The sequence below is a fragment of the Microcoleus harperi Pol14_C6 genome (assembly GCF_036701295.1).
Taxonomy (GTDB): Bacteria; Cyanobacteriota; Cyanobacteriia; order Cyanobacteriales; family Microcoleaceae; genus Microcoleus.
In genome coordinates, this window is sequence record NZ_JAUBQN010000057.1 from 1 (window position 1) to 22788 (window position 22788).

Consider the following 22788-nt stretch of genomic DNA (forward strand, 5'->3'; position numbering starts at 1 on the left):
GATCTTATCTTCTCTGCTTGACACTCACTCGTGAGGGTCCGTAACATGATACCTCATCTTTCTGATAAAGGCTATAGTAGCGTCAGAAGTCTCTCCATATGTAAAATTTAACTTTAGCTGAGTCCCACTGGTGTTTGTTGCTCTCGGTTCAGAGATGGTTAATTCTAGATTTACATTGGTGAGGTAAGCTTCTATAAAATTCGCCTGGTTTATATATGCTCTTTCAAGATTTGCATCTGTGAGATCCGCTGCTATGAGGTGTGCCCTTTAGAGATTCGCGGATTGAAGATTGGCTTCTGTTAAATCAGCACCGCTTAAATCAGCACTACTCAAATCAGCACTACTCAAATCAGCGCCAGATAAATCAGTGTCCGAGAAATCAGCACGACATAAGTTAGCACCGCTTAAATTAGCGCCACACAAGCTAGCACCACTCAAATAAGTGAGAGACAAATCAGCACTACTCAAATCAGTATTCGACAAATTAGCATCACATAAATTAGCACCTCTCAAGTAAGCACCAGACATATCAGTGTCGCACAAATCAGCACCGCTTAAATTAGCACCACTCAAATCAGTCTTCCACAAATTAGCACAAGTAAAATTAGCACAAGTAAAATTAGCACAAGTAAAATTAGCACCACTCAAATCGGTATTGCTTAAATTAGCACCGCTTAAATTAGCACGCTTCAAATTAGCACCACTCAAATCGGTATCGCTTAAGTAAATACCTGAGAAATCCCTTTTGCCTGTTTGGTAATAATTTAAAAGTTCCTGAGTATCCATATCGTGAGTGAGCCTCTACAACCAAATCAAAAATTATCAATATTAACTTAACGTCGGCAGACTTCCAGCACCGATCGCACTAAGTTCTTACAGTTTAGCACTTGTACGATGCGTCAGGGAAAATAAATCTCCAATTTGAGAATAGGACTTGCGAGGAGGCAGTGTTATCGAACCTTTAGCTAACGAGACCGAGGTTCAATAGCAAAATTAGCCATTTTAACCAGTTTAATCACAAGCTTAGATGTAGGGTGCATCAAATTGAGAGTAATTTTAGATGAAAGAATAATTTTACTTATGACACACCCTACATCTTACAAATGCGATGACCCTACCTTCTCACTGGCTGAAATCCCTGCACAAAACTCACCCAGCGTGGTACTTTATCACCTGTAATATCTAGGATGGGAATGTTGAAACTTCTGACAGCAGGGCGACCGACTTCACCAGCCGAAAAAGTCACATTCGTAGGTTCCGACTTACCTAAACCATAGGCACTAGCTATTTGATTAGCAAGTCGGCAGGTTATTACAAAACTTCCCATATTAATCGTGCCACCCCCAGCCTCGTAATTCCATGTAATACCGGGTGTTAAAGTCCCCTCCTGACACATAAAGTGAGTGACTTCAAACATTTTGGCAATGTGAACGTCATATCGCCTTAAGCGTCCTCCATACGCCGATGCTGTGGTATCACTTTCTGGTACTACAATCGATCCAAATCCTTCGTCAAAACCAAGATCCATCGGGAGTGCTGTGGAACTTGTGACCGGTTGACTCGCTTGAGGTTGTACGCGAGTCGGTGACATCTGTATTGGTTTGACAAATTGACTATTAGCGCGAATAAAACAACCTTGCGCCGCACCAGCAGCGTAGCTTTTTCCTACAAAAAGCCAAGGTAAACCCCTGGTATCCCGGAAAGTAACACCAGCATTACCAGGAAAGCTTTCAAAACGTTGTTCCTGTTTTAAAACACCAACTACAGACCAATTAAAAACATCAAATGGAGTGCGGTTGTCAACACGCATAAATTCTTCAAAAGAAGAATTCATGCGACAATTTAACCCCTTTGGGTCTGAGTCTACTACTTCCCAATAAGTATGATAATTTCTTCCTATATAATCCCCTTGATTATTAGGAGTTGGTAGAGGTGCAGTAGATCCCAGTTTAGCTGTTCCTAATACCAGCAGAGTTGCAAGAGTAATGGTTTTTAATTCTTTTAACATGGGTATCACTTTTTAAACACTAAATTTAGTGGCAATCAAATTGCGATCGCACTTCTTCAACAATCTAGCTCCCCCCTCATGGGATGAAAAGCCGATTCACCCCCATATAGCCATTAATATTAAGCACACTCTCAATTAGACCTTCAACACAAAGTTCTCGATATTCTGAATCATTCATTAATCTATCAGTATTGCCAACCGCAATCACAGGAGGTGAATTGGTTGAAAAGCCTGCACAAAATTCATCCAGCGCGGAACTTTATTTGTAATATCTAAAATTGGGAGAGAATGACTCCTCGATCTTGGCGGCCCAGGTTCTTCCTGAGAATATTCGATAGCACTACGCTCTGGTTTTCCTAAACCATAAGTATTAGCAATATCGCTAGCCAACTGACAGTTTATTCTGAATTGCCCCATGTCAATTTTACCATTCCCGGCGCGGTAATACCAAGTTCTACCGCCAGCGTGGGGTATCTCCTGACAGTCCGAATATGTCACCTCAAACATCTTGGCGATATGCACGTCATAGAGGCGCAACTGATCCCCATAAGCAGATTTTGTGGTATTGGTTTCTGACACCGTAAGGGTATAAGTTCCTCCGCTCAAGTTCAAGATAATCTTCAAGGGAAATACTCAAGACTCGTCGAAAGTAGGCGGCACGGCGACCCATATTAAAGTAATTAACAGACCGGCAGTTAGTGGCACTCACCAAACGTTTAAAGAACAAGTGCTCGGAGGTAGCGAGTTTGGCAGGGAGTCAAATCTTACCACGCTCAATCGAGATGCGACAACTCCCCTGCTGCAAGTCTTAGGCAAGAACGGCATTGATTATGCCACATTCGCTCAAGTAGCCAATCAGAAAACGGTGCGCGTTGTTCCCGTCAACGGTGCGACGCCGGATGCTGGTAACTATCCTTACAAGCGGCAGTTGTACTACGCTTACAAAAATCCTCCTAGCCAAGCAGTTAAGGATTTCTTGGGCTATGCGACTTCTTCGTAAGGACAGAAAGCTATGCTGGCCGGAAATTGAGCCTTTGCAAACGTCCGACCTTCAGTGAAATAGTCCACCAGACAGAAGTCTGGCGCTACACAAGCTTGCGTCCGCGCAGGCGGACTTCTTCTTTAACCCACGTAGGTGGGTTTTGTGTGTAGACGCGGTTTCCAACCGCCCGCAACCCTACAAAACTCAAAATACTATTCATTTGTCATTGCTGAACTGATAGGCTAATATTCGATGTAATTTAAAACTTAAGGTTTTTCTGTGAGCAAAAGTCGCGAACCAGTCGAAAGTTTACTTCTCTACTATTTATTCAAATGGTCAATTGTCAGCCCGATGCTGCACCTTTACTTTCGAGGCCGCATCTACGGTGCAGAAAATGTTCCGACAGAAGGGCCTGTGGTAGTAGTCAGCAATCACGCCAGCGATTTTGACCCGCCGATTTTGTCGAATTGCATGAGGCGGCCTGTCGCATTTATGGCAAAGGAAGAGTTATTTAAAGTTCCTATTTTGAAGCAGGCAATTACGGTTTACGGTGCTTATCCAGTGAAGCGGGAAAGTGCCGATCGCAGTGCAATTCGCTCCGCTATCAATTCTTTAGAAAATGGCTGGGCGACGGGTGTATTTTTGCAGGGAACTCGCACCCCAGACGGCAGAATTACTGAACCGAAATTAGGTGCTGCTCTGATAGCTGCTAAGGCAAAAGCGCCGCTGTTACCTGTTAGTTTGTGGGGAACTCATGCGATTTCGTCCAAAGGTTCGGCAGTGCCGCGTCCGGTGCCGCTGACGGTGCGAATTGGCAAGCTAATTGAAGCGCCCGGTTCCTCGGATCGCGAGGAGTTGCAAGCCTTGACTCAAAGATGTGCGATCGAGATTAATGCCATGCACGATTTGGGTCGCTGATTTTATAACTTTTGTTGCTGTTTTTCAGGTTATATCTACAGATAGATGAATGCTGAAGATAAACATCGAAAAATATCAATATAAGTGATTGAAAACAAGCGCCATAATTAGGCTTGAATTTGAGTTTAATTGGACAGGAGATAAGAAGAAAGATATGGTAACAAGCAATCAAACCCGCGCGTTGGGATTGTTTTCTAACCGCGAAGATGCCGAGCAAGCTCTGACAGAATTGAAATCTTCCGGGTTTCCAATGGATAAAGTTTCGGTTGTTGCTAGGGATGCAGGCGAGTCTGTAGGCGATACTCAAACGATCGCTCAGGTGGGCGATAAAAATCTAGACACAGGAGCAGGAGTGGTAGCAGACACTCTGACAAATAGTGCTTTAGCCACCGTGCTAGTGGGTCTCGGAAGTTTAGCTATTCCCGGAATCGGGCCGATAATTGCAGCCGGTACTTTGGGCGCCTCACTGGTGGCTAGCGTAGCAAGCACTGGCGTCGCGGCTGTGGCTTTCGGTGGAGTGGTGAAGGCCTTGACTGACTTGGGAATTCCCGAAGAAACAGCTAGAATTTACACTGATCGCCTGCGGGCCGGCGATTATTTGGTGGTAGTAGATGGCGCTGAGGATGATATTAGTCGGGTTCAAGGGATTTTCAGCGGTCGGGGCATTCAAAATTGGGGCGTTTTTTAAACAATAATTGTGCACCAAGTCTATCCCTAGGGCGATGCAAACCTCACCATTGGTGAGAACAATCCGCTCAAATTTAGTACCCGACTTTTATGGGAAAATTAGCGCATCAATCCCCCCTAACTTAAAAAGGGGGGAACCGGAAACAATCTTTCGTTTGCCGGGAAGGGGATTGAGATTCGGCTAAAACCCCGATCGAGACGTGGTTTTAGTCTGAAGTGGACATTCATTCATTGCCCACCCCCTCCCTACAAGTCAATTATTGATTTTTATCGCTCATCTTTTGATGCTGAGGCGGTGACATAAGCGACAGCTAAAGGCGAAATTTTTTCTGTAACTGCTGCGATAACTTGGCGATCGAAGTCAGTCCAAACTCTGGGGCGATCGAACATACAAGGCTGCAAAACCCCCCACAATAAGCCGTCAACACAAAGATGAGCGTGAATCAAAGCTCGATGTCCGAACTCTTTTGCCTCAAAATCTTTGTTGACAACTTCAGGACTTGCTGTTTCAACATCCTCAACAAAAATCGACGGTTCAGTTCGCAAAGCTGCTGCAAATAAAGGGTCTTCTTCCCCTAAAGATTCTGGTTCTTTTTTCCATTCCGCGTCCCAAACCTCGGGATAGTTTGAGTTGCGACGCCAGCAGTAAGGTACTCTGCCCTTTTGCGTTTCAGGATTGCGGAGGTAGAGAAAGACGCGATCGCAATTTAACACCTCGCCTAAAGCCGGCACCAAAGCCGAAAAAACAGCATCCGGTATTTTGGTGTCACTCAAAATTTTATCCAGAACCTGCGACAGAATTTGCTCGGTCATTAACTTGGGCTCTTGAAGTTCATATACTGATTTTAAACTACTCGTTCTCTTCTGTTACGCATTTATCATCAGCATCTTTCCCGTTCCTTAAATAGTTATAGAAAACAAGTTTTAAAACCAGAGAGAATGGCAAAAAATTAACAATTGCTCAATGCTTCCCTGTGTTTATTCAATTCTGGCTTGGCTGAAGTTAGCACCCGTATAACCGGTTGTCAGCCAAAGAATAGCCCTAGCGCCGTCGCGAACAGCTTTTTCCACCGGTTCGGGGGTTCGCCCAGACGGAACTGCCACAGGCTTAAAACTAATGCCTCGACTGCCGAGTACGATTTCGCCGATAATCTGAGCTCGCCGCATATGATCGTCAGAAGTGATCAGATACACGCTCTCAATCCCTTGAGCTTTCAATTCATCTACGAGCGTAGTAAAATTTGTTACCGTATCCACCGCTCTGTAGTCTAAGTGCAGGCGCTCGGACTCAATTCCCGCTTCTGAAAATACCCATTCCGCAAACTCAGGATTGCTCCCAGACGACACCCAAATCGGCAATTCAGGATGAGCCCGAGCAAATTTGGCGGCAAACACCTCTCGCTCAGTAGCCCCACCTAGAACTAACAAAGCTTGGGGTCTCTGAAATTCGCTCTTAAGCTGCTGATAGCCAAACCAGCACGCCGTCAAAAGCCCTACTAGGAACCAAAAACTGCGTGAAGTGTTCAAACGCTTATAACGCTGCGTGTTTGAGTTGATTCTTAACCACATCTAAACCTATAAAAATTTTATGTAACTCACAAAGGAACCATAACAAAAAATACCGCACGTATAGCCCACTAACAGGAATTAAAAATTAAAATTTAAAAAAGGGTCGGGGGATCATAGATTTTAGATTTTAGATTTTAGATTGACTCTACGCTTGTGGTGGGGCTTAAACAGGTGATTTTAGATTTTAGATTTTAGATTTCAAATGGATTCTATAGAGGTTGTGCGTAAGTCCTCGTCTTCAAGCAAGTATTCGTCTGTGGGCGAATTCGTTAGCAGATATGCAAAAAAGAGGGGCAAAACTTAGGCTTACCCCTCCTGCTGTTAATTTTTCTTGATTTTTAACGGGACTGGCCGGGTTCGAACCGGCGACCTAGCGCTTCAGATTTGTGTGAGTTTCCCCACTCTCTGGACTATACCTTCACCATATGCTTGCAGCTTTTAGGTGGTGACCGTCTAGTCTCTAAACCTTCCTGATTTCAATATAGGCGATTGTTTAATCGCCCTGAACTCAGGCTTGGCTTGGTATTGCCTTAGAGTTATAGGAACCCACGAACTCTTTAGGTTTCACCAAATTTGACCACATTCACTCCTAGAGTTTCCTCGCAGGGTGCCCGATTCTTCAGGAGGCGCTTGCTCTATCCATCTGAGCCACAGCCCCAGTTGCTAAACCGTTTTGATTATAGCAGTTAATGTCGATTTTGAATTTTTTATTTTGGATGATTAGCGATCGCACACTACCAGTTTCGCAGCGATGCGGGCAAAGTTTTCTGCTGCGGTGAGTTTACCCGCACCGTAACAGGCGCGCTGTCTCCATGCGGTGACCGGGAGATGTCCGGGGGGAGCATTTTCGTTGAACGAGAGTTCGCTGTAATATTTCCAATTTTCCTTGACTCGCCAGCCGACTCGATCGCAAAATTCAGTATAATTTGCCTCGGTACTTTCCCAAATCTGCTGCTGCACGCTCAACCCAAACCGCCCGCTGCTGTATTGTTGCCAAAGTTGGTCGATCGTGCGAAGGTCTGTAGGAGGGAAACTGTCAATATCGGCTGCACTCAGCCAGCCTTCGTCTTCCCTGACAGCGATTTGCAGCAAGATTTCCCAAGTGTGTTCATCAGCTTTGCGCCATTTTCCGGTTTCTAATAGCTTTGTCAGTTGGCGGTAGTCCATCCCCACTTCGGAGATAGCCGGAGTTGAGTCAGGTATAGCGCCGATTTTGTCCTCGAGTCGCTGTAGAGTGCTGACAATCAATTCGGGGTTTAGTTGTTCCAGGCGGTACAGAACCCATTCTAACTGAGATTGAATGTATGTGCGGGCGATCGCACCTTCCTGAAATTCGCTCTGCAACCGATCAAATTTAGCTGACCAATTTTGTTGATTGCGGGCCAATTCCCACATTTGTTTTGCCCACTGCAATCTAACTTGTTCTTTTTTTAAATAAGTTTTGGAAGGCTTAGCACGTTGCGGGTAGGGACTCAAATCCCACCCGCAAATCGAGCAAAACTCTGCTTTTTCCTCTATGTATTCAGCACCGCACACTGGACATTTAGACATATTGCCATACATTCGGTTGCCAAGTAATTATATGACATCGGGTAAATTAACCACAATTCGATTAGGTACGCACTTTGCCACCTACAATTACAGTTTATCTGTAGTAATGTGGGCATTTCGCACCCGAAAGTTAGAGTTATTGATACCGATTTAACAAGGCAAGCGAATAGTAAACAAACTGCCTTTGCCCAAATCTGATTTTACCTCGATCGTGCCGCGGTGAGCTTCGACTATTTGGCGGCAGAGGTGCAGTCCCAAACCTGTACCGGATCTCTTGTGAGTTCCCGGGCCAAACCTTTCAAATAACTTTGCTTTTTCGGTGGGAGAAATTCCAGCGCCGGTGTCTTGGATTTCAATAATTACCCATGCCAGCGGTTGGTTTTTGAAGCTCGTATAAGCAGGTGAATTCGCAGCTTTTAAGGTGACATCTATTGAGCCCTTGTCGGTGAATTTAATCGCATTTCCGATGAGATTTGTCAGCAAGCGGTGCAGCTCCAGACGATCGCCCGGATACTTCGCAATGGGTGCACTTTCTGCACTTTCTGTCAAGTCTAAATTTACCGACAAACCTTTAGCATCGGCTAGGGGAGCTAGTTCTTCAGCTACCTCAGTAATAAGCTGGCGCAAATCCACGGCAGCGAAACTTAGGGATTTACGGCCTGCTTCGTAGCGGTAGACTTCCAGCAACATATTTACCATCGCGATCAGGTTTTTGTTGCTGCGAACCATCGTCCCGAAAGCGTCGCGCATGGGAAGCGAAATTTCTCCCAAAGCTCCCTGCTGCATTAAAGTTAGCATTCGATCGGCTGCTACCAGAGGTGTCCGCAAGTCGTGGGCTAGTCGGGAGACAAAATCTTCGCGCTGGAGAGCGATCGAATTGCGCTCGTCTACGCTGTGTTTTAGCCGCAGGAGCGATCGAACCCTCGCCAGTAGTTCATCCATTTCGACTGGTTTGCGGATGAAATCGTCGGCTCCCATGTCCAATCCCTGGACTACGCTCGCACTGTCGTGAGCCGTGATCAGCAAAATCGGGATAAAGGGCAATTCCTTATTTTGTCGGATTCGTTTAGTGACTTCGTAACCATCCATTCCCGGCATCATCACATCTAGCAGTACCAAATCCGGGGCTGACTTGTCAATTTGACTCAAGGCCGAAAAGCCGTTCTCGGCCGTGCTAATTTCGTAACCTTCTTCTTCTAGGATTGTCTGAACCAACAAAACATTATCTGGTGCGTCGTCTACCACCAGAATCCGATCGGCTTTTGTGGCATTCGGAACAGATAAATAACTCATTTAATTGTTAGCCTGGAAATAAATACTAACTTTAATATGGCATCCGATTCATGTTTTCACATTTTTACACTTGTTAACTCTGTCATAAGGAAGATCTCACAACTTTATCAAATCTTTTTACTTTTCAACTCTCGGGTGTAATATAATCTACTACTTGGTTGTCATCCTATGCACGCCGTCCCAATCATCGGGCGGGGGTACTTCCAAATAGCTCAGGGATCGGTCGAGGTGAACTTCCACAGGTCGATCGCTCGGTCGCATTGCTAAAGCAGCTTCAAAACAATTAATAGCTTTCTGAAAATTTCTAGCAATATAAGCATCCCTACCCTGACCGTAAAGTTCCAAAAACCGAAGGGTTTCCCCGTCGATGGGTTCAGAAGTATTTTGCAGCAACTCGTAAATACCCACGGGCTGATTTTGGCCCTTAACTCGCACCTTGTCTAACTCTCGCACCCAAATTCCTTCGCGACACAAACTGTATGTAAATTCGCTCAAAATTATATCGCAACCGTACTCCTTTGTAAGCTGTTCCAATCGCGAACTCAAATTCACCGCATCCCCGATTACCGTGTAATCCATTCGCTTTTGAGAACCAATATTTCCCGAAACTACCTCTCCGGAACTAATCCCAATTCCGAAGCGAAACGGATCTGCACTAGGGCGAGAATCATTAAACTCTTTCAAACGCCGGCGCATATCTAAAGCCGACTGAACCGCCATCCAACCGTGACTTTCCGGGGGATTGAGCGGCAGGGGCGCGCCGAAAACCGCCATTAAAGCATCGCCGATAAACTTGTCTAAAGTGCCTTCGTAGTGGAAAACGGCCTCCACCATCGTCTCAAAATATTCGTTCAGCAGGGATACAACATCGGACGCTCCCAATTTTTCGGTCAGCGTGGTGTAGCCGCGAATGTCGGAAAATAAAATAGTGACTTCTTTGCGTTCGCCCACCATCAGGGCGCCTTCACCCAAGGCCATCACTTTATCTACAACTCCAGGAGTCAGGTAGCGGTACATCGTATTTTTCATCCGCTTTTCGCGGCTGATGTCTTCGAGTACCACTAAACCACCGCGCACGCCGCCTTCTGGATTGATTAGCGGGTTGACCGTCAAATTCAAACTACGTTCAATTACTTTAATTCGAGAGGCGGGGATGGGCAGCGGACAGTAAGGGTGATACAGGGCAGAATTTCGCAGCGCAAATAGAGATTGAGCATTAGCTAATTCTGCCAGCGCTACTTCCTCAGTCCACGCGTTGTTTTCGCCCCAAGCGTAATATAAATTCGGGTCAGTTTGATCGGGCACGGCCAAAATATAACTTTCTTGTTCTCCTTGTTCTCCTTCTTTTTGTTGGGACTTGAACGTTTTTTCTACCAACAGCCCCACAGTTAAACTTTGTTCGGGAACGTAATGTCGGGCAGCATTTTTGAGACTGTCTTCTAATCGGAATTGCAAATTGTCGATCGGCACAACTTCCCAAACATAGCGATTCACCAGTTTATCTTCCCAAATATCGGGATTGTGTTTGCTTTTAGCTTGATTTACCGGACAGCCCAACAATTCTAGAGCTGCTTCGTTAATAGTCACAACTCGTCCCTTCAAATCCGTGGAAATCACTGCATCAGAAAGACTTTGCAGCATATCTTTCTGATACTGCTTTTCCACCATTACGTTCTGAAACAGTTGAGAATTTTGCAACGCCATTCCCGCTTGGGAATTAAACGCTCGCAAAAACTCTTCGTCGGAAGGCGTGAAAGTACCTTGGTTCTTATTAATTAGCTGAGTCACCCCGATGAGCTCACCTTTAGCGTTATGTACCGGCATACACAAGACAGTGCGAGTGCGGTATCCCGTTTGCCTGTCAGTAGAGGGGTCAAAGCGGGGATCGTCGTAAGCATCTGTAATATTTAGAGGTTGACCAGTCGAAGCCACGTAGCCAGCAATTCCCTTATTAGCAGGAATGCGGAGATCTACCATCGTTTTGCCGTCGGCCTTGGCAACTTTTGTCCAGAGTTCGTTAGTTTCCCGATTTAATAAAAATAGCGTGCTGCGATCTGCTTGCATCAAGTCGCGAGCTTGATCCATGACAGAGCGCAAAGTTGTTTCCAAGTCAAGACTTTGACCCAAAGTCGTTGTGGCTCTCAAAAGTGCGGCAACCCCTCGCTGGTTCCGCGCCACGACGTAGAAAGACTGACAGCTTTCGAGAATAATCCCGATCGAATCTGCAAAAGCCTGGAACTGCTGTTCGTCTTCCTCGCTAAAGGAGACACTGCCAGCTTTATTTAAGAGTCTGACCACTGCTACGGGTTCGTCTTGGCTCTTGCTGCTAAAAATCGGCATACAGAGCATAGTTTCGATCTCGTAGCCCGGTGGTTCGTCTACTTCGGAATTAAAATACTCGTGCGATCGAGCTTCGGCGACATTGATCGATTTTCCGGTGGTTGCTACGTAGCCTAAAATGCCTGCATCCATCGGCAAGCGCACTTCTACATCCTCGCCCGTAAGTGGATCGAGTGTTTTGTGCCACAGTTGATTTTTGTTGGAGTCAACCAAAAAAATTGTTGTCCGGTCTGCTTGCAAAATTTGACCAATTTTGACAGTGAAGGCATCTAAAAGTTGCTCTAAGAGACTTTCTAGTGCTTCATTGTTAATCAGGTCCATCGCCCGGATAAACTGCTGAAATTCAGCCGTGATAAAGTCCAGCAGGCACACTAATTCAGGAACTGGCAGGCTCTTAACACGGGAGGTCAATGCCCCCATAAAATTGACTTGAGTCAGTGTAGCCAGAACGCTACCAGTATTGGAGAAGGTCATGATTAACTGCTTGCTCAGAAGGGTAAACTGACTGCAGGTTGAGCCGCGCTAGATTCGGCGGCAGTGCACACTCTTGAATTTGTTTGCAAGCGCGTCGGCACTCGCTTGCCGTTTTGATGAATCCTGAGTTCAAAAGTGGCGCACGCAACTTCAGTTTGCTTGTTATGTATGCTCGATCGATCTTTTTTACAACCTCGATGATACTGATGAGGGTTCGTCCATTCAAGCTGAACTTGAGTTCGCAAAACTGCTAGCCTGAAAATTAGGTGACAGGCTTTAGTTCGATCGAGAGTGCAGTGTGGATTTGACGCTCTGTGCTCGGCGGCAGCGCGGTGTGACTGTTTTAGCGCACTCGGCGACCGTATCCGGTCAGGTAAAGGGCGCTATGAAAGCAGCGCGCGAGGCATTCCTACAGAGCTTACTCATAGTTTAATGGTAAACGCAACAGCAGGATAGCGACGGTAATTTATGCAGCAAAAAAGTTGGATCGGTCTTTGAAAACATCCCGACAACGCTACCAACTGACGATCGAACAGCGAAGCTAAGCTGGCGGCGATGTTTAAAGGGGCTACAAATCCTGACATTTAGGCCGCTCTGGGCATGGACTCGGCAAACACCACTGATTGATAGTAGCGCAGGAGTTGTGCGGTGGCTGCGGCCCAACCCCAGCGTTCGGCTTCTCGGCGAGCGTTGTGGCGCAAGGTTTCCCGTTCTTCGGGATTTGCAAACAGACGCTTGGTGGCAGCCAGAGATCCTTCTTCGTCGGCGGGGTCAAATAAATATCCGTTAACGCCGTCGGTGACGATATCGGGAATTCCGCCGCTGCGCGCCGCCACTACAGGCGTCCCCGCAGCCATTGCTTCTAGGAGCACTAAGCCCAGGGTTTCGGTGCGGGAGGGAAAAATGAAGGCGTCGGCCGATGCGTAAGCTGTTGCGAGTTCTTGCCCCTTGAGGTAGCCGACAAAATTGGTGGGTGTACCGGCAAAATATTGTTCGAGGGTTTGCCGATGCGGGCCGTCTCCCACTAAGGCGAGGCGGGCATCGGGAATCGCTGCGAGAACTGGTTTGATGCGTTCGATTTCTTTTTCTGCACCGAGGCGGCCGACGTACAGCAGCAGGGGACTGTCTGGGTTATTTTGAGAAAGGCGCGATCGCATTTCTCGGCTTGCCAATTCCGGGACAAACATTTCAGTATCTACGCCCCGCTGCCACAAATCTACTCGCTCAATGCCGTGGGTTCTCAATTCCTCCACCATTGCTGTGGAAGTGCAGAGATTCAATTCTGCTTGGTTGTGCGCTCCTTTGAGCAGTTCCCACAATAAAGGTTCGAGGACTCCGAAACCGTAGTGGTGCAAGTATTTCGGCAAATGCGTGTGGTAAGAAGCCAAAATCGGAATATTGAACTTTTTGCCGTAATATATACCCCCCAATCCCAAAATTGCGGGATTGACAACGTGAATAATATCCGGTTTAAACTGCTCTAATTGGCGACCGACAGCCGGAGAAGGAAGTGCCATTTTCAGTTCCGGGTACATCGGCAAAGGCAAACCTTCCACACCGTAAACTCGGGCGCCTTTGTATTCTTTAATCCCGTAATCTGGAGAAAATATCAAAACTTGTTCGCCCGCGCGCTGCAAGTGATCTACAGTGTGAATCAGGCGCGTCACAATGCCGTCTATTTTTGGCAGAAATGTTTCAGTGAACAGAGCAATTTTCATAAAAATAAGTTACTTAGGGAGCCGATAATCGTAGCCTGCGGCCAAGGTCATCGGTAACAGGATACACTGTCTCGCGGGGAGCTAAGTCATGGCGTGCGATCGGCTGCTTTTCTACACTTGTTCTTTCTGTTTCACTACCGCTAATTTCAAGCGAGAGGTTTTTGGGATAAGATGCAAATTCCAGGAATGTCAATTGATAAAATTCTCCCACCTAAAAGCCATCCCCACTTTCGGCAAAGCAGTTAATTCTGTGAATTTCCTGTGCTGTTCTGGCAATTTATAATGTTGCTGTTTCAGTGGCATATCGGGCTTCGCTCACTCGCTCGGCGCTAATTTTGATAACTCGCCGTTACTGCAACCCCTTCGGCTATTAAATAATCAGCACAAATTGCACTCGCTGACAATCCAGGCAGAACAACCAAAAGCCACAGAACGAGAATTTGACTTTTCACGGCTTTATGCCCAAAAAGCCAGCAGTAACAACCTTATGGCATTTTTCAATTAAGCGCAGAGGACGCAGAGAACACAGAGCAAAAGATCAAAAAGATAGATATGAAAAAATTAATCTACAAAGAAATCTCTTCTGAACTTGCAAACATTTCTCCTCTCTTCCCTTATTTTCTTTTACTTCGCGCCCTTCGCGCCTTCGCGGTTCGTTAAAAAATCTCTTACCCCCCAGGTAGATACCAGAACTTACTTCCAAGAAACCTTCGGCAAAATCTGGTTTTTATCGACACGGTGCTGATATTTTGTAGCAAAATTCAGCAGAGAATCGAGCAGGGAATCTGAGAGATAGTGCGGTTGCAAACCGAGGTCTAGCAAATTGGTGTTTTTGGCATTGAAATAATGTTCTTCTTTCTCGACTCTGGGATTTTCGATGTTGTTGATTTCTACTTTTAATCCCATTGCCATGCCTGCTTTTTGCACCAAGGAGGCTAAGTCGCCGACGCTGAATTGTTCGGTGAATTGGTTGAAGACGCGGAATTGTCCGGCTTCGGCGGGGTTGGCGATCGCCAATTCCACGCACCGCACGGTATCCCGAATGTCTAAGAAGCTGCGGGTTTGTCCGCCAGTTCCGTAAACTGTCAGAGGATGACCGATCGCAGCTTGGATGCAAAATCTGTTCAATGCTGTCCCGAATACTCCGTCGTAGTCCAAACGGTTGATCAACAGTTCGTCCATGCCGGTTTCATCTGTGAGCACGCCGTAGACTACGCCCTGATTTAAGTCGGTGGCTCTTAAACCCCAGATTTTGCAAGCAAAATGGATGTTGTGGGAGTCGTGGACTTTTGACAGGTGGTAGAAACTGCCTGGTTGTTTGGGATAGGGTAGTGTATCCTTGCGGCCGTTGTGTTCGATCGTGATGTAGCCTTCTTCAATGTCAATATTCGGGGTGCCGTATTCGCCCATTGTCCCCAATTTAACTAGGTGACAATCGGGGAAGTCTTCGCGGATGGCGTACAGCAGGTTGAGTGTCCCGACGACGTTATTGACTTGAGTGAGGACTGCGTGTTCGCGATCGATCATTGAGAAAGGTGCCGAACGCTGTTCGCCGAAATGGACGATCGCCTCTGGTGCAAATTTTCTCATGCTTTTGCTGAGAAAATCGTAGTTGGTGATGTCACCGACGAACAAGTCGATCGACTTGCCCGTTAAATCTTGCCATCGCTGGAGTCGTTGCTGAATCGGTGCGATGGGAGTGAGGGTGTCGCTGCACAGTTCCAGATCCCAGTGCCGCCGCACGAAGCTGTCGAGGATGCCAACTTCGTAACCCTTGTTAGAAAGGTAGAGTGCGGTTGCCCAACCGCAATAGCCATCGCCACCAATAACCAGGACTTTCATAAATCAACGGTGAATCTTGCTTGCCAATACTGGGTTAATGTACCAGGTATTGGTGCATTCTGAACCTTTAATCAAGCGTGTTGGCCCAGGAGGGACTCTGTTTTTTTGGATTAAACCGGAATTTCGTCGGCGAAACTGGCCCGGCGGGTGAATTCAAAAGGACCGGCCTGGGCTCCCCAGACGTGGGCGTCGGTTTCTGGGTCGCGTCCGCGATCGTGGCTAATAAATTTGTCTTGGTCAATCTCGAATTCGCTGTCTAGATAAGTTTTTTTGCCGTTTCTGACCACCATGCAGCCTTTTCCTGGTTCGACAAACCCTTTGAAGCTGTTGCCCGTCCACTGCGTAATAAAGGTGCAGCCGGGAAGCAGTGTCAGTTGTGCTTTTTTGATTTCTTGTAGCCGTTGCGGGTCGCGGGAAGCGCCGTAGAATTGTTCTTCGTTTTCTATGGCATAATTTTCGATGTCGATTCGATCGTCCGCCGGGACTAATTTCAAAACTCGTACTCGGTACGGTACATTCAGTTCAATATCGTAGGCTTGTTCTAGGTACAAGCTGAGCCCATCCAGAACTTCGACGGGTAAAGGCCTCATGCAGACGCGGATGTGGGCGAAGAATGGCGGGTTTTCAAATGCTTGGGCTTGGTTGCTGAAGTCGGCTGCCATCCAGCGGGCGAGAGTGACGATATCGGTGGAATGAGTCATTTCGATTTTAGATTTTAGATTTTAGATTTTGGATTGAGGGAGTAGAAATTATTTTAGGGGAAATTCAGGTGCGATCGGGCTTTAGAGTCGTGACTTCTTTAAAAAGTCCGGGATTTGGGTATGCTGTTTTTTTCAGGTAGCCTTACTTATCGGGAAATCATGAAACTACAACCAGTCGAATCCAGCATGATAAAAGCTGTGGGTTATGACGAAACAACTTCTACTCGGGAGATTGTTTTCAATAGTGGCAAAACCTATCTATATTCTGAAGTGCCGAATAATGTCTATCTAGAACTCATGGACTCTGATTCCAAAGGGAGTTACATGAGAGATTGTGTGATTGACTGCTATGCGTACCAACAGGTGAAGAAACGGCGGCGGTAAGTACGGCATTAATCTAGGCGTTTTGAATATCTAATCGTGATTTTTGCGATCTACGAACTCTCACCCCGATTTTTTGATTGTGGAGGTTATAGGAACAATTGGAATTGCTGGATACTCACCTTTTGTTTACCACTCGGTGTCCCCAATGCGATCGCCCGTTTCCCCATTACGAAAATCCCCGGTGCATTTTTAAGCCAATTCTAGTTTCATCTTGACATCAATATTTGAGTTCCTCTCTAGCCCAAGTTATACCAGATAGTTGATCGGAATCTCGATTACAAATTTTGTCCCGCTGCCGACGGTCGAATCACAGGTTAATGTACCCCCATGTTTTTTGATAATAGCATAGCTGACGGATAAACCTAAACCTGTACCGCTTCCCACTGGTTTAGTTGTAAAAAATGGCTCGAATATGCGTTCTTGAATATTGGTAGGAATCCCACTACCATTATCAGCGATCGCAATTCTTAACCACTTTTTTTCTCTGACCTGAGTCTGAATCTTGAGCAAAGGATTTTTATTAGTTTTACTAACTTGTTGGAGAGCATCAAGAGCATTACTAATAATACTGATAAATACCTGATTCATCTCACTCGCGTAACAGGTGACATGAGGAAGGTTGCCATACTCTTTAATCACTTGTACCTTGGGTTGATTATCACTTTCTTGGAAGCGGTTTTGTAAAATTAGTAAAGTGCTTTCAAGTCCGGCGTGTAAATCTACAGATTTCATATCTGCTTCGTCTAAGCGAGAAAAATTACGCAAACTCAGGATAATTTGTTTGATTCGTTCGCTTCCGACTTTCATGGATTGCAGGATTTTATTTAAATCTTGCGTAATAAATGCTAACTCAATTTCCTCAATCCTTGCTTTAATTGCTGAGCTTGTAGTGGGATATTCTTGTTGATAAAGTTCCAACAAATTCAGCAAATCTTTGATATAATTTTCTGTATGCTGAAGATTACTATGAATAAAAGTAACTGGGTTGTTAATTTCGTGTGCTATCCCCGCTACGAGTTGACCGAGGGCTGACATTTTTTCACTCTGAATTAGTTGTGCTTGGGTTTGTTGTAAATTTTTCAATGTTTGCGCTAAATCAAAAGCTTTTTGGCTTAACTCTTCTGTTTTTCGCTCTACTTCCGCTTCTAAGGTTTGAGAGTAGTTATCCACTTGTTGATACAAACGCGCGTTTTCAATGGATATAGCGGCTTGAGCACTAAGAATTTGGAGGGTTTCGATGCGATCGCTTGTAAACGCTCCCACTGTAAGATTATTTTCTAAATACAAAATCGCGATTAATTTTCCCTGCTTGCTAATCGGAATACATAAAGCTGATTTAGGCTGCTGGGTGATGATATAGCGATCGCCTGCAAATTGAGTGGAAGCACTCAAGTTATCAAAAACCGCCGTTGTTTGACTTCTGGTTACAGAATAAATAAACTTTTGGGGTAATTCTTGACATTCAGCTAAAGGAATATGCCTCTTTTCTGTATGGTTGTGATCCGCTTTCGCCACTACTAACCATTTTTGCTCTTGATCGATCGCTAAAATTCCGGTTTGCGCTCCCGCATGGGCGATCGCAATTTGCATCAAAGTGGCTAATAGTTTCTCTAATTCAATTTCCTGTGAAATAGCTTGTGCTGCTTTCATCACCGCCGGAAAATCCAACCATAAATTCTGGCTGTTGCTGTTACTGGTGCTAGTTACGCTTCTCATCAGCGTTGGAGTGATTGTTCCCTCAGATATGATAGCTCGTTTAGTTGGTTGGAGAATAGCTCCTAGTAGTTGGGGATAGTGTTGTTCTAAATAAGCAACTTTTGCCTTCGCGCCCCATCGGGTGTAACAGTAGTATGCTTCCTGCATATACCCAGAAGCAAATTTTTCTTTGCCCCAGTCCAGATAAAATTTAGCTGCTAGTTCATTAGCTAAGGCTTCTTCTTGGATATATTGGTTTTCTTTGGCTCCGGCAATTGCGCGATCGTACAAATCTCCTGCTTCATAATTCTTGCCTAAAACTCGGCATTTTTCTGCCTCTACTAAGTTAACTTTATGTTGGTGATTCATGGGGGCATGGTGCGCCCATTGAGCTAGAATATTTTGATGGGTTTCCAGCAGAGCGAGTGTATTATCTTGCTCGATTTCTGACTGCGTAGAGAATACTGCGCAGTAGGTTAACCCGGCATAAAAATGGAAAACCGGAGTATGAATCATTGCAGCCGCTACGATCAAATATGCCTTAGCTTGGGGAATGTAGTCTAGGGCGTTGGTGTAGTTGCCAAAAAGATAGGCAAGGATTATTTTGTAGTTATAGGCAAGAATGAGTGCAGCAAGCTCACTATTCTGATTGTGCTGAGGAAACATCACGGTTTCATCATAAGCCTGACCGATTAACAAATCCGGTTGATTGACAATTTCCCTCAAGTTCTGCACCGTCTGTTGTGTCATTTTCAGGTAAACAATAGGAGAATAATGCTTCACAGTCGCTAAAGCAACACAGTAATTTTCTATTTCTGCTTCCCAAGCATCAATCTCTACTCCTGCAAAAAAAATATTATAGAAATAACTGATGATGCTGTAGCCACCATTGAAAAAATCACCAGTTTCCATTCCGACTAAATAGCCTTCTTTCACCGTTGGGATTGTTGCCCTCAGTGCTTCTTGACGATGCTGCATAAAACAGCCAAACCAAAGTAAAGTGATACATTTAAATTCCCGCCAATTAAACTGATTGAATAAGCTCATTGCTATTCGCCCAAAGCGATAACCCTTTTCTACTTCTCCGAAAGAACCCGACAGCAGAATGCCATAATTCACATACCCGATTGTTGATGCGGGTGCATTGCCAAATTGGAGTGATAGACTGACTATTGTGGCGCAAAGCAGAGGCTGCAAGGCAGGATTTCCCACAAAAATAGCCGGAAACAAGATGCCTAACAATTGCATCGCCGCGATTGTCCGAGGATCGGTCATTACAGGAAGGTTAACCAGTTCCTCAATCTGTTTCCCCTCCAGTTGGTTGGCAAGGTTTTGTAATGCAATGCGTGTCAAGGTTTCGTCAGTTTCATAGGGGAGTTCAATCCCCAATTGTGCTAGGGTATTAGTACCGATAGCGATCGCTTCTAATATCTGACCCTGAGTTGTCAGTGCGTTGATTTGAATTTGAAATATCTTGACTTTATCTAGTATTGTTTTTGCAGATCGCAAAACTATATCTGCCATTTCTTCAATACCATCAAAATCAGCATTTAAGTAGGCAGTTTCCGACGCAGCTACATAAAGATTTAGGGTTAATTCGTACTGAGTTTGCCAACAGTTTTCCGCAAGCAACTCAATCCCTGTTTGCACAAAACTTCTGGCGGCTGAATAGGCTGTAGAATTTCTGGCTTTCTGTCCGGCTGCTAAGTTCATTTGGGCTAAATCTTCCCGTTCTTGCGGTTGAGTAATTAACTCAATTCCTAAATTCAAATGTCCCACTATATCAAATAGTTTTTCTTCTTTCTCTATCTCAGATAAGTTTTGTTGGAGCCGTTGACCAATTTTGAGATGAGTTGCCTGTTTTTTGTTTTTTGGAATGAGAGAATAGGCAGCTTGTTGAACGCGATCGTGCAAAAATCTGTATCTAGCATTTTGTTTATTAGCATTTTTATTTTCTAGGCTGAACTTATTATTTACTTCAACGTGATAAAACTTATAAACATTACTAATCGGTAAAATCAAACCCTCCTGCAATGCTCTCCATAACACAGTGGCTGTCTCTGTTTCCGATTGTTCTGAAACTATTGCCAAAGTATGCAGATCAAACTGCGCTCCAATACAAGCAGCTAACTTTAAGATATCTTGAGTTGGGATTGGTAATTTCTGCAATTGCGACGCCATAAATTCAACCACATCATCAGTAATTGCCAAGGCGTTGACTTGGGAAATATCGCACTCCCAATGCTGGATCTCCCAATTAAAGCTAATTAAGTTATCATCGTGTAAAGCTTTAAGGAACTGAGTTGTAAAGAAAGGATTTCCCTTAGTTTTTTGATACACTAATTTTGTCAAAGGCTGGGCAAGAGATACTTCGCAATTTAGCGTATCTGCTACCAATCGATTAATATCCCATTCTCTTAACGGTGGTAATGTAATCGTATGTACCGTTGCCCCTGTTTTGAGCAGTTCATCTACGGTTAATATAAATGGATGTACTGGTGACACTTCATTATCTCGATAAGCACCTAATATCAATAGATATCCTGTATTTTGTTGTCGCAATAATGAGAGCAAATTCAGTGATGCAGAATCCGCCCATTGCCAGTCATCTAAAAACATTACTAAGGGATGTTCTTTACTGGTAAAGACTTTTACAAAATTTTGAAATAATAAATTAAAGCGATTTTGGGCGGCTGTGCCTGATAACTCTAGGGATGGTGCCTGTTTACCGATGATGTTTTCTAACTCAGGAATTACATCAATTAATACTTGCCCATTTTCTCCCACTGCTGCGAGAATATTGGTTTTCCATGTTTGCAATTGTTCTTCTGATTCTGATAATAGTTGCCGCATTAAATCGCGAAAAGCTTCCACGAAAGCTGAAAAGGGGATATTCCGTTGAAATTGGTCGTATTTGCCTTTAATAAAATAGCCGCGTTGCCGGACAATTGGTTTATGCACTTCATTCACTACTGCGGTTTTCCCAATGCCAGAAAAACCCGCTACTAGCATCATTTCTGTTGTGCCATTGGCGACGCGATCGAAGGAATTTAATAGTTGATTAACTTCGGCTTCTCTTCCGTAGAGTTTTTCGGGAATTAGGAAGCGATCGCTGATATCTCGCTTCCCTATTTCAAAAGGTTCTATTGTGCCTGTAGTTTGTAGTTGAGCTCGACAGATTTCTAAATCGTGCTTAATTCCCAAAGCACTCTGATAACGATTTTCGGCATTTTTAGCGATCAGCTTACTGAGAATTTCTGACAAAACTAGGGGAATTTCTGAATTAATTTGATGGATGGGTATCGGCTGTTTCGCCAGGTGACAATGTACCAATTCCATGGCATCTTCCGAGCTAAATGGTAATGTTCCGCTCAATAATTCATAAAATGTCATTCCCAGAGAATAAAAGTCACTACGATAATCTATGCCTCGATTCATTCGACCAGTTTGTTCAGGAGATAGATATGCTAATGTGCCTTCTAAATCATTAGTATTCTGAATCTCTTGGGTTTCTCTTGGTAGGAGAGAAGCAATACTAAAATCAATTAATTTAATTTCTTTGGTTGCAGTGTTAATGAGAATATTAGCTGGTTTTATGTCTTTGTGTATGACTCTATTTTGGTACAAATAGTGCAGAGTTTCTGTTATTTTAATAGATATACTTAGAAATTCACCTAAAGGTAAATATTGATATTGTGGATTTTTAGTCGTGGCTGTTTGGAGATAATCAGATAGGGAAATTCCACCAAAGTCTTCCATGACTAAGGCATAGCCATTGCCATATACTTCTAGGGTTAAGGGTTTGATAATACTAGGAAAGCCGATATTTTTGGCAATGGTATATTGGTTGCGGAATTGAACGAGTTCGTTAAAGTTTGGGTATTCATTTCGTAGTAACTTGATGGCGACGGATTGTTGGTCACTGGTACGGATGCCTCGATAGACAAGGGTGCGCGTACCTTTGTATAATTGTTCTGTGATTTGATAATCTGGTAAGTTGGGGAGCGCATTCATAATTTGTTAAGCTAATCTTAAGTTATTTTGTATAGATGCCCCAGTAGCAGGATTTACTTGTTTGGGATAAATTTCTAAAGAAGCTCGATCGTAGCTAACTACTTGTCAAATATTATCAGAGCGTTTGTTAAAACGCCCGCTTTGCAATACTTATGACCTTGTGTAAGTAGGTGCAGATATTTAAACAGAACTTACGCGACGGTAATGGAGGATGGATAAACTAGCGACTACTCCCCCTACCTGCTCTGGTTTGACTTCCTGGTAGCTTCGCTTTGTTGTTATTTAATTTTAGCGATTGCTTTATTGCAAACATAGTTGGATATTCCAATTAATTCAGATGCCTGGGTGAGATTTTTCACCTCTAACTTGTGGCAACTAATAGGTTTAGGTAAATTTAGTAACATATTGGACTATCGGAGTCTTGCTCTTTTGATTCGCAACAACTTCCAGCCTTACTTTCGTTTCATTTTCCAAAATTTTTCGGGTCTGTTGCTATGTGCCAAGAAGTATCTTCGGGGTTAGATTAATTAGTGTTCGTCAAGAAATTGTCAGTCAGCCAATAGTCTAATTAAGCTAATTTTACTTTCAGGTTCTATCGACCGAAGCATTTGC

The 22788-nt window shown here is 44.5% G+C and carries 18 protein-coding genes; 4 read left to right on the forward strand and 14 right to left on the reverse strand.

Going from position 1 to position 22788, the window contains the following annotated elements; translation table 11 throughout:
• Positions 1-24: 24 nt before the first annotated feature.
• The 4 genes from QUA27_RS27530 to QUA27_RS25180 form a co-directional block, all read right to left on the reverse strand.
• Entirely contained in the window at positions 25-255 is a 231-nt protein-coding gene (locus QUA27_RS27530) for a pentapeptide repeat-containing protein (RefSeq protein ID WP_445251547.1), read from the reverse strand.
• 12 nt (positions 256-267) lie between these two features.
• A complete protein-coding gene (locus QUA27_RS25170; protein WP_333071512.1) occupies positions 268-786 on the reverse strand; it encodes a pentapeptide repeat-containing protein in 519 nt (172 codons plus the stop codon).
• Between the two features lie 328 nt (positions 787-1114).
• Positions 1115-2008, reverse strand: a complete 894-nt coding sequence (locus QUA27_RS25175; RefSeq protein WP_333071514.1) for a hypothetical protein — start codon at positions 2006-2008, stop codon at positions 1115-1117.
• Positions 2009-2212: 204 nt separating this feature from the next.
• Positions 2213-2632 carry a hypothetical protein gene (locus QUA27_RS25180; protein WP_333071516.1) on the reverse strand — a complete coding sequence of 140 codons (420 nt, stop codon included), beginning with the start codon at positions 2630-2632 and terminating at the stop codon, positions 2213-2215.
• Here QUA27_RS25180 and QUA27_RS25185 point away from each other — a divergent pair.
• The 3 genes from QUA27_RS25185 to QUA27_RS25195 all read left to right on the forward strand — a co-directional run bounded on the left by QUA27_RS25185 (position 2625) and on the right by QUA27_RS25195 (position 4596).
• A complete protein-coding gene (locus QUA27_RS25185; RefSeq protein WP_333071554.1) occupies positions 2625-3008 on the forward strand; it encodes a substrate-binding domain-containing protein in 384 nt (127 codons plus the stop codon). The genes QUA27_RS25180 and QUA27_RS25185 overlap by 8 nt on opposite strands.
• Positions 3009-3269: 261 nt before the next feature.
• Positions 3270-3908: a lysophospholipid acyltransferase family protein gene (locus QUA27_RS25190; protein WP_333071518.1), complete on the forward strand. Its 639-nt coding sequence runs from the start codon at positions 3270-3272 to the stop codon at positions 3906-3908.
• A 154-nt stretch (positions 3909-4062) separates the two neighbouring features.
• On the forward strand, positions 4063-4596 hold the full coding sequence (locus QUA27_RS25195; protein WP_333071520.1) for a general stress protein: 534 nt from the start codon (positions 4063-4065) through the stop codon (positions 4594-4596).
• A gap of 266 nt (positions 4597-4862) precedes the next feature.
• On the opposite strand, the gene QUA27_RS25200 is transcribed toward QUA27_RS25195, so the two are convergent.
• The 9 genes from QUA27_RS25200 to QUA27_RS25240 form a co-directional block, all read right to left on the reverse strand.
• Positions 4863-5408: a GAF domain-containing protein gene (locus tag QUA27_RS25200; RefSeq protein ID WP_333071522.1), complete on the reverse strand. Its 546-nt coding sequence runs from the start codon at positions 5406-5408 to the stop codon at positions 4863-4865.
• 165 nt (positions 5409-5573) lie between these two features.
• The gene (locus QUA27_RS25205; RefSeq protein ID WP_333071526.1) at positions 5574-6164 is read right to left on the reverse strand and encodes a YdcF family protein; all 591 of its coding nucleotides are present in this window, start codon (positions 6162-6164) and stop codon (positions 5574-5576) included.
• 720 nt (positions 6165-6884) lie between these two features.
• Positions 6885-7715, reverse strand: a complete 831-nt coding sequence (locus QUA27_RS25210) for a GUN4 domain-containing protein (protein WP_333071527.1) — start codon at positions 7713-7715, stop codon at positions 6885-6887.
• A 150-nt stretch (positions 7716-7865) separates the two neighbouring features.
• Positions 7866-9008, reverse strand: coding sequence for a hybrid sensor histidine kinase/response regulator (locus tag QUA27_RS25215; RefSeq protein ID WP_333071529.1), 1143 nt, complete (start codon positions 9006-9008; stop codon positions 7866-7868).
• Positions 9009-9158: 150 nt separating this feature from the next.
• Positions 9159-11822: a GAF domain-containing protein gene (locus QUA27_RS25220; RefSeq protein WP_333071531.1), complete on the reverse strand. Its 2664-nt coding sequence runs from the start codon at positions 11820-11822 to the stop codon at positions 9159-9161.
• A gap of 584 nt (positions 11823-12406) precedes the next feature.
• Complete coding sequence (locus QUA27_RS25225) at positions 12407-13540, reverse strand: glycosyltransferase (protein WP_333071532.1); 1134 nt, start codon at positions 13538-13540, stop codon at positions 12407-12409.
• 13 nt (positions 13541-13553) lie between these two features.
• Positions 13554-13751, reverse strand: a complete 198-nt coding sequence (locus QUA27_RS25230) for a hypothetical protein (protein WP_333071536.1) — start codon at positions 13749-13751, stop codon at positions 13554-13556.
• Between the two features lie 482 nt (positions 13752-14233).
• Entirely contained in the window at positions 14234-15382 is a 1149-nt protein-coding gene (locus QUA27_RS25235) for an NAD-dependent epimerase/dehydratase family protein (protein ID WP_015175194.1), read from the reverse strand.
• Between the two features lie 110 nt (positions 15383-15492).
• Positions 15493-16083 carry a chromophore lyase CpcT/CpeT gene (locus QUA27_RS25240; protein ID WP_333071538.1) on the reverse strand — a complete coding sequence of 197 codons (591 nt, stop codon included), beginning with the start codon at positions 16081-16083 and terminating at the stop codon, positions 15493-15495.
• A gap of 159 nt (positions 16084-16242) precedes the next feature.
• Between QUA27_RS25240 and QUA27_RS25245 the strand changes: the two genes are divergently transcribed.
• Positions 16243-16467 (forward strand): KTSC domain-containing protein, encoded by a 225-nt coding sequence (locus tag QUA27_RS25245; RefSeq protein ID WP_333071539.1) that lies wholly within the window; start codon positions 16243-16245, stop codon positions 16465-16467.
• A gap of 246 nt (positions 16468-16713) precedes the next feature.
• On the opposite strand, the gene QUA27_RS25250 is transcribed toward QUA27_RS25245, so the two are convergent.
• On the reverse strand, positions 16714-22176 hold the full coding sequence (locus QUA27_RS25250) for a trifunctional serine/threonine-protein kinase/ATP-binding protein/sensor histidine kinase (protein ID WP_333071541.1): 5463 nt from the start codon (positions 22174-22176) through the stop codon (positions 16714-16716).
• Between the last annotated feature and the right edge of the window lie 612 nt (positions 22177-22788).